Source organism: Clostridium mobile (assembly GCF_018918285.1).
Lineage (GTDB): Bacteria > Bacillota > Clostridia > Clostridiales > Clostridiaceae > Clostridium_AW > Clostridium_AW mobile.
The window spans coordinates 639,133-651,818 of record NZ_JAHLQF010000002.1; the positions used below are offsets into that span (position 1 = coordinate 639,133).

Consider the following 12,686-nt stretch of genomic DNA (forward strand, 5'->3'; position numbering starts at 1 on the left):
TTCAACAAATTGTATGATATTCTTATACTATGAAAATTAAACATAAAGATAGAGCTAAGGTAGATAATTACCTCAACTATGCTGAACCACCTATAGAGCAAGGTGCTTTAGCTAAGAACCATAAAGATATGAGTGTAATTCTGAAATAAAATCTTCTTATCTACGGATAAGGAGATTTTGTTTTAATCAATAATCTTAGAGAGTTGATACTATGAATAGGTCTTAATAATCATATTTAGAGGTGGTATTAATTATGTTTGAGTTTATAAAACAATTTGTTAAAAATCCTAAATTTATTGGAGCAGTGGCACCAAGTAGTAAATATTTAGCAGAAAAAATGATAGAAGATATAGACTTTGAAATATGTAATTGTATTATAGAGTATGGACCTGGCACTGGTGTTTTTACAGAAAAGCTTATCGCAAGAAAAAAAGAGGACACGCTATTACTTGTTTTTGAAAACAATAAAGAGTTTTATGAAGATCTCTTAAATACTTATAGATATAAGAATAATGTTAAGATAATAAATGATGGGGCTGAAAATGCAAAAAAATATCTAGAGTATTACAACGTGAAGCAGGTAGATTATATTGTATCAGGAATACCTTTTACAGTGTTGCCTGTAAATATTTCAAATAGAATATTGGAGACTACAAAAGAAATATTAGATGATAATGGAGAATTTATTACTTTTCAGTACTCTTTAATAAAAATAAATTTTTTTAAGGACTATTTTAATGATATAAAAAATAAGAAGGTTATGTTAAATTTACCACCTGCCTATGTGTTGAAATGTAGAGAAGAAGAGATTTATGAAGGACGAGATATTAGTTGTTGACAATATAAAAGTATTTAATAAATGTGTAATAAGTATCATAGACATAATAGCAGAATCTATATAGGGTGTTTATAAAAGTATGTGAGCTTCTTTGGATAATTTACATTGCATATCCAATTTAAGGCTTACGCAAATTTTTATAAACACCCTAATTTTTAGAAAATCTACTTAAGCTATTATTTTTACATACTATTTAGTATCAATCTTCACATTGTCTTTTATAGTAGAAGAGAGGACTATAAATGTTTCTGTATTTCCAAACATTTGAATTTTGCCGATCAAATTTTCTAGGTCTGAAATATTGGACACTCTAGCTTTTAGAATCTTGCAGTAGGGGCCTGTGACATGGTGGCACTCTATAATTGAATCTTCATTTTTGATGAATTCCATAAACTTTTCATTTTGCTGAATATTCATATCTAAATTGATAAGAACATTAATAGTTTGTCCTATCTTTTCATAATCAATAATAGCTTTATAACCCTTTATAATGCCATCTTCCTCAAGTCTTTTTACCCTTTCTGCTGCTGCAGGAGCACTAAGACATACCTTTTGAGCAAGCTCCTTTATGGATATTCTCCCGTCTTCTACAAGTGTTTCTATAATTTTGTGATTTGTGGAATCCATATATATTCCTCCTTGCCATCAATAATAGTTTTTTTCGAATATATCTTTTATTTCAGGTATTTTATTTGTGTATCCAAGGGCAACCATAAGTTTGATTCTTGCTTTATGTCCGTTAAGATTATCTCCTAAAATTACACCTTTTTCTCTAAGTCCTCTTCCGGCGCCTTCATATCCATAATCATCAAGAACCTTTCCCATAAGGCATCTTGAAACCAGCACTACGGGAATGTTTTTACTTAAGGCATATTCTACACCTTGTACCATCTTAGGAGGAATATTTCCTCTTCCCATTCCTTCAATAACTATACCTTGAGTATCTGAATCTACACAGAATTTTATGAGACGATCGTCCATACCACAACCGCATTTTATTATATCCACTTGGCTATTGATTTTTTCTGCGGGGATATATTGGCTTTTGGTATAGTTATAATAAAAATATACCTTGTTATTGTCAACAAAGCCAATAGGACCAAAATCCATACTTTTAAAGGTGTCCAGGGTATGTGTATTGGTCTTGGTAACCTGTGAAGCAGCGTGGACTTCATTGTTCATAACCACCATAACCCCTCTGTTCCATGCTTCATCTGATGCAGCAGTATTTACTGCATCAATTAGGTTAGTGGGACCGTCCCAACCAAATTGTGAACTGTTTTTCATGGAACCCATGAAAACTACTGGGTTAGGGTATTTATATGTAAGATCCACTAAATAAGCAGTTTCTTCTAGGGAGTCTGTCCCATGAGTAACTACAACTCCATCATAGCCACCACATGTGACTTTATCTTGTATTATTTTTGACAGTTCAAACATTTTTTCAGGAGTCATATGAGGTCCTGGAAGCATGCCGAAATTCAGAAAATCAATAATTGCAATGTTTTCAATGCCAGGTGTAAGTTTTATGATTTCATCTCCTGTGAGAGCAGGGACAGCTGCATGAGTGGTTTCATTTTCTTTCATGGATATGGTCCCGCCAGTAAATATTATAATGATTTTTTTCATTGTTATATTCCTTTCTTTTTTATAATAGAAAAAGGGATTTTGCACACTTCTTAATTAATTAATATTAGTAATTATTGCTATTAATGCTTTAGACTTAAGTTTAACATGGACAATTTTATGTGTACATACATTATATAAGGTTAAGTTCAGTGCTTAACTAATAAAATTAACAAAAGTATAAAAGCTAATTAGTAAAATTAGGTATAATAAGAATATTGTTGACTTTAATAAACAATAGTATGAAAATAGAAAAAGCTATTGGAGAATATCCAATAGCCTAATTTATATACATTTTTAAACATTTTGACTAGTATTTTTGGTGCTTTTAGTATTTTTAAATAAATCTTTATTTAACCAGTAAGAGTATGCCATTGAAATTAATATGAATATAGGCATTACATATCCTTGAATAGTAGCATATTTTCCTCTTGAAACAATAATCAAAAATATAATTGGCAGTACTATAGGTAAAATGCTTTCTTTTTTACTTTTTATAATGAATGGAGCCATAATTGAACCGAACAAAGCAGGGATAAGATTATTAAATGCTGGCTGTATATATGGGTTATTAAACAGTGGTTCTATTAAAGAGCCAAGGAATAACATTCCTAAAAAAACTATAACAACTGTCACGATAGATGAAGCAGCAATGGCGATTATAGCTAATACATCACCTTTTTCAGTTCCGGGCTCACATCCGGTAACTTCCATAGCACTTAAGGCAGCAGGAAGTTTAAGATTGCTTAAATTTCCGGTTATACAGCCAAGATAAACTCCGCCTGCACCTATAATAGGTGAAAAAGAGAGAATCTCACAAATTCCCGCTGCAGCAAAGGTAATAAATATTGGTGCAGTATTAGCAATAACTTTAGCCATATCTACGTCAGCTTTGTAGTAAAGTGCTAAAACTATAGGAAGCATAAGGAAACATGTAAGTGCTAATATTACTGTGATTCTTCCAGCTCTGTGTACTGATTTTGAAAAATTTTCTGTATTATTATTCATCATATTAACCCCCTAAGCTATTATTTTAAAAAAAGATTTAACAAGGAAGCGGAAGCCATTCCTGCAATAATGCTTAAAGAGAAAGAAAACTCTTTAAGGGATTTATGCTTTTCAGAAAGCTTTCCAAAAACAAGAGAGGCAATACCAGATATAACTAAAGTTGTTATGGATAATGGGTTTTTAACATTGCTTATATGGGGAGCAGCTAATACTCCGTACATACCAAGAAACATTGCCGTAGTCATAATTGGAACAACAGCACTATTTAATGATTTCATACTTCTAACTTTTTCATCATATTTTTTTAAAAATAAAACATTAAACATATTACCGCCCAATATAGCTACGCTAACTACGAATATAATGGCGATAAACACATCTGGTGTAAAGTTTGATGCAAAAATACTTTCATATCCGAATGCTTCAGCAGCCATATTGGCAGCCATAGTTTCATAAGTTACTGAACCAACTACGCTAAGTCTTAGCCATGGAAAGAATTTGCCAAGGGCAGGTACTAACATCAAATAACTAATAATGATAGGAAGTGATGGTATAATAGCAAATACTGAGCTACTTTTAGTAGCTTTCTTCATCTCATCACTAGTTAAGCCAATTTCTTTTCCTCTTTTCCATGCTATTCTCATAAATATAATAGGCTGAATTAAAACTATTAAGATAGTAATCCCGCATAAAAGTAACATAATATTACTGTTAGCAATGGCTAAATGTTCTTTTGGCATAATAAAACCTCCTATTTTTTTAGTGTTATATTGATAAAATTAATAACCAGGTAAAACTTCTTCTGGAATTGGACAGATGTATTTTTCTTGACTGAAATCCTTTTCAAAAGCTTCCTTAATTTCTTGCAATACCTGTGGACTTTGTAAAATATCAAAGGCAGATAATGCCATTGTCTTAGCAGCAGTGATCATACCCTGATGTGCTAAGTTTGATTTTCCCTGAGCAACAAGCTGCCATGAGTGCATAGGAGTCTCGCAAGCTGCGCAAGAGGTAGTAAACTGTGCAGTAGGTACTACCCAACTAACATCTCCTACATCTGTAGAGCCACTGCCAAGTCCATTTGTTCCTTCAATGAATCCATTGCAGATACCAGTTTCCTCAATATATTCTACAAGTTTTTTATCTTCAAGCTTATGCAAGAAACCATCCATAGAAGGCATTGTATCAATCATAGACTTAGCAAGGGAAATATCTTCTTGAGTATAATTAGCTATAGGTAGAACTTCTTTTAGATTTTTTTCTATTAGCTTTGTTAGAGGAATATTTGGTCTATATTCACACTCACCAGTATCAAATTTAGTTTCTACTTGAGTTTCCGTCATAAGAGCAGCTCCATCGGCAATTTTGCAAACCCTACTATAAATATCTCTCACTTGACTTATATGTGGTGCTCTCATAAGGTAAAGCACTGTAGCTTCAGCTTGTACAATATTTGGAGCTATGCCACCAGTATTTGTAACAGCGTAATGAACTCTTGCATCTGAAATAATATGCTCTCTAAGGTAGTTAACCCCTACATTCATAAGCTCTACGGCATCCAATGCACTGCGGCCTAAATGAGGTGATGCTGCAGCATGGGAGCTTATACCTTTAAAATTGAAATACACTTGATTAGTTGCTAAACTGCTATCTTCCCAAACCATATTCTGTGAAGCAGGGTGCCATGTCATTGCCACATCTACACCTTCGAAGCAACCGCTTCTTACCATAAATACTTTGCCTGCTCCACCTTCTTCAGCAGGACAACCAAAGAATTTTATAGTTCCCTTCATGCCTGTTTCTTTTAGATATTCCTTAACTGCAATACATGCTGCTAGGGAACCTGTCCCTAAAAGGTGGTGACCACATCCATGGCCAGGAGCGCCCTCCACTAGGGGTTCTTTATGTGTTACACCGCTTTTTTGGCTCATATTTGAAAGGGCATCAAATTCTCCTAAAATACCAATGACAGGATTTCCACTTCCATAGCTAGCAATAAATGCGGTTTTAATCCCTGCAACATTTTTTTCTACGGTAAACCCTTCATTCTCCAAAACGCTAGAAAGTAATTCTGAGGATTTTTTCTCCTTAAATTGTAATTCAGCAAAGTCCCAAATTTTATCACTGATTTTTGAAAAATCTTTAACTTTGCTATCCAAAAATGCTATTAGTTTTTCTTTAGTATCCATAAGTACCTCCTTATAAATTGTTGGAATATTGACACTATGCAGTATTTTCTTTATAATAGCATTAATTTTTAATATTACGTTAATACTTTTTAGTTATGGAGCCATAACATTTAGCAATAGGGTAAACTTCATTGAGAAAGAGGTGTAAATTTTGAAAGTTGAATATTTAAAATATGTCATAGAAGTAGAAAGACAGGGATCCATATCTAAGGCTGCTCGTTCTCTTTTTTTGACACAGCCACATTTAAGTAAAACCATTCGTGAACTTGAAGAAGAACTTAATATAACTATTTTTGTAAGGGATAATAATGGCGTCCAAATAACTGATCAGGGGAAAGAATTTCTTGAACATGCTAAAAAAATAATTAAAGACTTAGAAAACTTTATAAAGTTATATAAGGATACGCAAAGTAAATCATATAATTTTAAGCTTTCTACTATATATTCATCACATATTGTAGAGACTTTTTTTAGACTTAATAAAGAATATAAAGATGAAACAAATACACAATTTTACATAAAAGAAACGGACAATTACACTGTAATAAATGATATTTATTCACAAGAGTCTAATGTTGGTGTCATATATGTTCCCAAGTCTATGAAAAACACTTTTATTAATACACTTAAAATGAAAAATATAGATTATAAATTTATTTGTGATTTAGGTAAACAAGTTATACTATCTAAAAATCATCCACTGCTAAAAAATGGCCATAAAATACAATCAAAAGATCTTTATAAATATGGTATGGTTAGATATGCTGATTTTATGGGATTTGGAATTGAAAGTGTGGATTATTTATCCGCATATAATTTAAAAGGTATGGATAAGATCACTAAAATTATATATGTACATAATCGTGCAACACTACATAATGTACTAACTCAAACAGATTATTTTACCATAGGGATGATAGATGCTATAAATCAAGAAGAGATGCACAACATTACATCTGCTACCATTGAAGATGATGATGAATTTCAAAGTGTATGGGGTGAAATGTGGGCCATAAATTTAAAGGATAAAACTATGGATGAGCTTTCAAAGAAGTTTATTAAAATATTAAAAAATAACTATGGAAAAATGAAAAAACAGGATATACCTTGATTGTAATGAAAGATATTATAGAGATGAGCCATTGTAAGCTTATATAATTGTAAGCTTATATATAAGAAAAGCTACTGGAAAATATCCAATAGCCTGAGTTGAAATTTCTTATAAAAACATGTATAGAGACAAAGGTTAATATAAAGAAGAAAAATATAACTTGAATAATTATTTTATTTTCCTTTTCATTTCTGGAATTTTTGCATTTAAAATAAATCAAGATTAAAAGCAATAAAGGTACCACAGATAAAATAATTCTAAATATATCAATATAGAATTGGATATTGTCACCGTCGATTGCAAAGGTTGGAATAAAAACAAATGCATATAATATATAATATCCTTTTTTATTTAAAATATCTTGTTGCAAATCATGTAAGAATTTAGTATTCATAAAAATCTAATCCTTTCAAATTCATAAATTACATAAGGTGTACAGCTACCTAAATATTTTTCGCAACTAAAATAATATCAATCTTTTGATTATATAAAGATTATAGCATGGTTGGTATTAAAATGGAAGTTATGGAATATAAAACAAAAATCAGCTTCTGTTGAATAGCAGGAGCTATTTTTATTTTAGAAATGGTTTTATATAGATTAGATCTATAATGTTGTGGATCTTTAATATTAAAGCTATAATTTATAAGGACTTTATAAAACTTTAGAATTTCTTTATAATTAGTTTAGAAAAATTATAGATGCTTCATTTAGAATGAATATAGGGAAAGCTTTCCTATTGTGTTTTAAATAAAAAGATAAAGGAGATGTTATAAATTGAAGATTAAAAAGAAAACCGCCATGATCTTAAGCTTTACTGTGGGAACTTTAATGTTTGCAACAACTGCTATGGCGGAAGTGTCATCTAAGAGCGGGTATGATCAAGCTAAAGATGCATTAAAATATTCCGCAGAAAGTTTTACAAGTAAGCTTTCAAACTATACTTTTGATGTTTCTATGAATATTAAGGATAATGGAAAAGTTATTATTTCTGAGAATATGGTAAATAAATACGATGTAACTAAAAAGGCAAGTGAGAACCTTCAGACAAGTATTAACAATGGCAAAAAGACAGAAGAGTACTACTATATAGATAAAAACGCTACTATTTCAACTGAGGGAGATGGAGCTACTTATTATGTAACTGAATATGAAAAACCATTAGAAGGAAGAACTTTTAGCAATCCATTTAAAGAGGAAGAAGCAGCAGATGTGGAAAAAATAATAGATGCTATGTTAGGCAGTTTGAAGGATTATGTGGTAGTAGATGAGAAAACTGATGGAAGTAAAGAGTTATCTGGTTCCATAAGCGAAGCTCAAATACCAGCATTAATAAATGCAGTAAGCTCTTTTTTATTAAAACAACATTCAGTTAATAGAAATGATGGGCAGGGAAATATTATGCCTTTAATTACTAAGGATGTATATGTAAAAGAAGTTAAAGGTAATATGACTGTAGATAAAAACGGGTTAATACAGCGCTTTTTCGGCACAGGAGTGATTGTAGGTAAAGATGATCAAGGAAAGGAACACAACTTAACTTTGGAGTTACTTGGTAAAGTATCTAATATTAACTCTACTGTTGTGAAGAGACCAGATCTTTCAGGGAAAAAAGTAGAAAAACATATAGAAAAGAATATGGATATAATTACAAAGCCTGAAATGTATGTAGGTAAATACAAAAATGATATTGTTATAGAAAAAGATGGTAAGTTCCAAAAAATTGGGGAGAGAATTATAGATATTACACATTCTGATTCTAAATCTGTTGCTGGAAGATATCATGAAGAGTATGTAAAAGGATATGAGAATTACGCAGGAAAGAAAGCAGAATTTAAATTTGATGCTAAATATTATGGTGAACAAAATGATTACCATGCATCATTTGATATTGAAGGATCATCTGCTCAAGGTCATATGAATTTTTATAGAGAAGAACCAAAGTTATATTTCGGTATGCCAGCTACTCCTAATGGTAGAACATGGTATAATGGCGAGTTTAATAGAGTGTTTGAATAGTAATATGAAGAAATAAAAACATTCTACTAAATTTTTGAGAATGAAGAGATAAGAGGAAAAGTTAGGTTAACAACTTAAATAAAGAGTTAAGTAAGAATGAATAGTTTAGAATGAATGGTTAAAAATGAAGAGTAATGGATGAAATTCCATCCGTTACTCTTAGTTTTTAATTTTTAACTCTTAATTAAAAAAAGATTGCTGTGCAATTTTTAAAGGAGGGTTATAATTGGAGAAGGTTATTGAGATAAATAACTTAAGCAAAGTATATAAAAATGGCAGAGGTATAATGGATATCAACCTTGAAATAAATAGAGGGGATATTTTTGGATTTTTAGGACCAAATGGGGCGGGTAAAACTACTGCTATGAAAATTATGACAGGACTTATAAAGCCAGATAGTGGTAGTGTTAAAATTTTAGGTTATAGTGTATTAGAACAATTTGAAAAAGCTATGGAAAAGGTAGGGTGTATCATTGAAACAGCAGAGTCCTATCAATATCTCACTGCTTATGAAAATCTTAAACAATTTTCAAGATATTATAAGAATATTGATGACAAGAGGATTAATGAAGTTTTAGAACTTACAGGTATATTAAGGTTTAAAGATGAAAAAACAAGAAAATTTTCCCTTGGAATGAAGCAGAGACTTGGAATTGCAGCGGCAATTCTATCCAGACCTGAAATTGTCATTTTAGATGAACCTCTAAATGGCTTAGATGTTGAGGGAATGATTGATATGAGAAATCTTATAAAAAGCCTTGCAAAAGAAGAGAAGACAACATTTTTTATATCAAGCCATCTTATTCATGATGTTGAGCTTACCTGTAGCAAGATAGGGGTTCTTTATAATGGAAAAATGCTTAATGTGGATACAACTAAAAACATATTAAATAATTATGCCTCATTGGAAAACTATTTTATAAGCGAGGTGGAACGAAATGGTAGAATTTAAGGCTGCTGTAATTAATGAAGTTGAGAAGTTATATAAAAAGAAGAAGATTTTAGTAGCAGCAATAATATCATTGATTTTCATCGTAATAGGACAACTTACTATTACTGGACTGAGGAGTGGCTTTGGATTAAGGGGAACCTCCAGTATGGAGTTTCCAATATTAGTACTCTCTATTGTAGTTAATAGTATATTACCGCTTTTTGCTACATTTATCACCATAGATAGTTTTTCAGGAGAATTTTCTCAAAACACTATGAAGATTGCAATTACAAGACCCATTACAAGATTAAAGTTTTTTACTGCTAAAATAGTAGCTATAATGTTTTTTATATTGATTAATCTTTTGTTTGTAATGATTTTTTCAACTATTGTAGGGGTTATTTTTAATGCAAACTCTTTTACTCTGCAAGGAATGATGAGAATAATTATATCCTATATAGTTACTATAATTCCTATGATGGTTTTAGTATTATTAGTTACAGTGTTTACTAACATTCTAAGAAGTGGAATAGGTGTGTTTTTTTTATCAGTTCTTGTTTTTAGCGTGTTTAAAGTAATGGAGGTTATTTTTTCACAATACTCAGGGATATTTTTCACCTCAATGTTTAGGTGGTATAATCTATGGATAATGAGCAGTTTTCCATTTTTAAAGATTCTTCGTCAGTTTATGATGATGAGCAGTTATGGAATATTACTCTTTACACTTGGGTATTATTTATTTGATAAAAAAGATTTTTAAGGTGGAAAAATGGATATAAAAAAACGACTAATAATATCTAATACAATAACGGCTATAGTGCCACTTATCATCACCATTATATTCATGTATGGCTCTGTATTTGTTTCTTCAAAGATTTTTAGTAATGAGCCGGACTATGATGGTTTTAAAGATGGGGTGGCCGTAAGGTCTGAATTAGTAAATATTAGAAATGATATATTGAAGCAAAATATTGAAGATATTGAAGGGACCAAATTTCAAGATGATTTATCATATAGGCTTTCAGATTTAGATGGTAAATTCATAATTGTTAAAGGACATAAAATTATATCTAGTCCTAAGGATATGAACAAAATAGATATAGAAAAAACTATGGAAATATTAAGAGAAAATCTTCTGGAAAAAAGAGTTGTGATAAATAATATTCATTATATGGCTGAAGTTATAGATTTAAACTTAAAAGGTGGAACTAGTGGAAATATAGTGTTGTTAGCTCCTATAGGAGAAGAAATAAATGAATTTAATAAACTTGTACTTATCGCTATTGTGGTTTATATAATATCTTTTATAGTAACTAACATAATCATGTCCTACCTTTTTTCTGAGAGAATAATAAAACCTATTAATTTTTTAAAAGAAGCTACAACTGAAATCAGTAATGGAAACTTAGATTGTGAGATTATTGAAGATGGGGATCGTGAGATAAGGGAATTGTGTCATGGCTTTGAGGCCATGAGGGTTCAGCTTAAGGATTCTATAGTTATGAAAATGAAGTACGATGATAATCGTAAGGTCCTTATATCTAGTATCTCCCATGATCTAAAGACACCAATAACATCAATAAAAGGCTATGTAGAGGGAATTTTAGATGGAGTGGCAAATACACCTGAAAAAAGAGAAAACTATTTAAAAACTATTTATTCAAAGGCTGAACATATTGATCATATGATTGATGACTTGCTTTTATATTCAAAACTGGATTTAAAACAGATACCTTTTAATTTTGAAAAAATAGATATTGTTCAGTATTTAAATTTTTGTATTTCTGAAAGTGAACCTGAACTTATAAAGGATAATATAAAAATAAGTTTAAAAAATGAACTAAAGATTTCTAAATACGTTATGATGGATAGGGAGAGAATGAGAAGGGTTATTTTAAATATTATAGAAAATTCTCGTAAGTACATGGATAAAGAGCAGGGTGAAATAAAATTAAATCTGCGGGAAACAAATTCTAGTGTTATAATTGAAATAAGAGATAATGGGGCTGGAATTGATAATAATGATATAAATAAAATATTTCATAGATTTTATAGAGCAGATTCTGCAAGAAGCGGAGCCAAGGGTAGTGGATTAGGTCTTGCTATTGCAAAACAGATTGTTGAGGGACATAAAGGCAGGATATGGGCAGTTGGTCATGAGAATGAAGGAACGAGTATTATGATATCCCTTGGGAAAGCAATGGAAAATAAGCATGGATAATATTTGGAGGTTTTCAAGCATATGAAAAGAATATTAATAGTCGAAGATGATCTAAGTATTGCTGAACTTCAAAGAGATTACTTAGAACTCTCAGGTTTTGAAGTGAAGATCTGTACCGATGGAGTAAGCGGTTTAAATGAAATAAAAGAAAATAAATATGATTTAATAATTCTTGATGTTATGCTTCCTAAAATTGATGGTCTTGATATATTGAGAATCATTCATGATTATAAGGATGTACCTGTTTTAATGGTTTCTGCTAAAAAAGAAGAAATTGATAAAATAAAAGGGTTAAGTCTTGGGGCGGATGATTACATAACAAAACCTTTTAGCCCAGGAGAATTAGTTGCTAGGGTTAAGTCTCACATTCAGAATTACGAGAGAATGAGAAATAGGTTTTGTAATAAGCCAATTAATAATAGTATTGTAATAAGGGGGCTTGAAATACTAAAAGACTCAAGACAGGTATTTATAAACGGCAAAGAAGTTAGTTTAACACAAAAAGAATTTGAATTATTATTGTATATGGCTGAAAATCCTAACAGGGTATTTGGAAAAGACGAACTTTTCGAAAGGATTTGGGGTCTTGACTCCCTCGGGGATAATGCTACTATCACAGTACACGTTAGAAAAATACGAGAAAAGATTGAATCAAATCCATCAGAACCACAGTACATTGAAACCCTTTGGGGAGTTGGATATAGAGTTAGAGTATAATGGCTATAAAATAAAGAAGTTCTGAA

The 12,686-nt window shown here is 30.9% G+C and carries 12 protein-coding genes; 7 read left to right on the forward strand and 5 right to left on the reverse strand.

Annotation, left to right across the window (positions count from 1 at the left end; translation table 11 throughout):
* Positions 1-253: 253 nt before the first annotated feature.
* Positions 254-838, forward strand: a complete 585-nt coding sequence (locus KQI86_RS09225) for a class I SAM-dependent methyltransferase (RefSeq protein ID WP_216438982.1) — start codon at positions 254-256, stop codon at positions 836-838.
* A 189-nt stretch (positions 839-1,027) separates the two neighbouring features.
* On the opposite strand, the gene KQI86_RS09230 is transcribed toward KQI86_RS09225, so the two are convergent.
* The 5 genes from KQI86_RS09230 to KQI86_RS09250 all read right to left on the reverse strand — a co-directional run bounded on the left by KQI86_RS09230 (position 1,028) and on the right by KQI86_RS09250 (position 5,661).
* Entirely contained in the window at positions 1,028-1,465 is a 438-nt protein-coding gene (locus tag KQI86_RS09230) for an Lrp/AsnC family transcriptional regulator (protein WP_216438983.1), read from the reverse strand.
* 18 nt (positions 1,466-1,483) lie between these two features.
* Positions 1,484-2,467, reverse strand: a complete 984-nt coding sequence (locus tag KQI86_RS09235) for an asparaginase (RefSeq protein ID WP_216438984.1) — start codon at positions 2,465-2,467, stop codon at positions 1,484-1,486.
* A 294-nt stretch (positions 2,468-2,761) separates the two neighbouring features.
* Entirely contained in the window at positions 2,762-3,472 is a 711-nt protein-coding gene (locus KQI86_RS09240; protein WP_216438985.1) for a hypothetical protein, read from the reverse strand.
* A gap of 20 nt (positions 3,473-3,492) precedes the next feature.
* A complete protein-coding gene (locus KQI86_RS09245) occupies positions 3,493-4,212 on the reverse strand; it encodes a DUF5058 family protein (RefSeq protein ID WP_216438986.1) in 720 nt (239 codons plus the stop codon).
* A 39-nt stretch (positions 4,213-4,251) separates the two neighbouring features.
* A complete protein-coding gene (locus tag KQI86_RS09250; protein ID WP_216438987.1) occupies positions 4,252-5,661 on the reverse strand; it encodes a M20 family metallopeptidase in 1,410 nt (469 codons plus the stop codon).
* A gap of 151 nt (positions 5,662-5,812) precedes the next feature.
* On the opposite strand from KQI86_RS09250, the gene KQI86_RS09255 reads away from it, so the two are divergent.
* The 6 genes from KQI86_RS09255 (at position 5,813) to KQI86_RS09280 (ending at position 12,660) form a co-directional block, all read left to right on the forward strand.
* Entirely contained in the window at positions 5,813-6,772 is a 960-nt protein-coding gene (locus KQI86_RS09255; RefSeq protein ID WP_216438988.1) for a LysR family transcriptional regulator, read from the forward strand.
* A gap of 777 nt (positions 6,773-7,549) precedes the next feature.
* Positions 7,550-8,791, forward strand: coding sequence for a hypothetical protein (locus KQI86_RS09260; protein WP_216438989.1), 1,242 nt, complete (start codon positions 7,550-7,552; stop codon positions 8,789-8,791).
* Between the two features lie 226 nt (positions 8,792-9,017).
* On the forward strand, positions 9,018-9,743 hold the full coding sequence (locus KQI86_RS09265) for an ABC transporter ATP-binding protein (protein ID WP_216438990.1): 726 nt from the start codon (positions 9,018-9,020) through the stop codon (positions 9,741-9,743).
* Entirely contained in the window at positions 9,730-10,482 is a 753-nt protein-coding gene (locus KQI86_RS09270) for an ABC transporter permease (protein WP_216438991.1), read from the forward strand. Before KQI86_RS09265 ends, KQI86_RS09270 begins: the two co-directional genes overlap by 14 nt.
* Before the next feature lie 9 nt (positions 10,483-10,491).
* Positions 10,492-11,943 carry a sensor histidine kinase gene (locus tag KQI86_RS09275; RefSeq protein ID WP_216438992.1) on the forward strand — a complete coding sequence of 484 codons (1,452 nt, stop codon included), beginning with the start codon at positions 10,492-10,494 and terminating at the stop codon, positions 11,941-11,943.
* A gap of 21 nt (positions 11,944-11,964) precedes the next feature.
* Positions 11,965-12,660 carry a response regulator transcription factor gene (locus tag KQI86_RS09280; RefSeq protein ID WP_216438993.1) on the forward strand — a complete coding sequence of 232 codons (696 nt, stop codon included), beginning with the start codon at positions 11,965-11,967 and terminating at the stop codon, positions 12,658-12,660.
* Positions 12,661-12,686 lie beyond the last annotated feature (26 nt).

Bases quoted from the DNA above. Each gene is read 5' to 3' on its own strand.
- KQI86_RS09245 (WP_216438986.1), bottom strand. From the start codon at position 4,212: ATGCCAAAAGAACATTTAGCCATTGCTAACAGTAATATTATGTTACTT.
- KQI86_RS09225 (WP_216438982.1), top strand. From the start codon at position 254: ATGTTTGAGTTTATAAAACAATTTGTTAAAAATCCTAAATTTATTGGA.
- KQI86_RS09235 (WP_216438984.1), bottom strand. From the start codon at position 2,467: ATGAAAAAAATCATTATAATATTTACTGGCGGGACCATATCCATGAAA.
- KQI86_RS09250 (WP_216438987.1), bottom strand. From the start codon at position 5,661: ATGGATACTAAAGAAAAACTAATAGCATTTTTGGATAGCAAAGTTAAA.
- KQI86_RS09280 (WP_216438993.1), top strand. From the start codon at position 11,965: ATGAAAAGAATATTAATAGTCGAAGATGATCTAAGTATTGCTGAACTT.
- KQI86_RS09230 (WP_216438983.1), bottom strand. From the start codon at position 1,465: ATGGATTCCACAAATCACAAAATTATAGAAACACTTGTAGAAGACGGG.
- KQI86_RS09270 (WP_216438991.1), top strand. From the start codon at position 9,730: ATGGTAGAATTTAAGGCTGCTGTAATTAATGAAGTTGAGAAGTTATAT.
- KQI86_RS09240 (WP_216438985.1), bottom strand. From the start codon at position 3,472: ATGAATAATAATACAGAAAATTTTTCAAAATCAGTACACAGAGCTGGA.
- KQI86_RS09275 (WP_216438992.1), top strand. From the start codon at position 10,492: ATGGATATAAAAAAACGACTAATAATATCTAATACAATAACGGCTATA.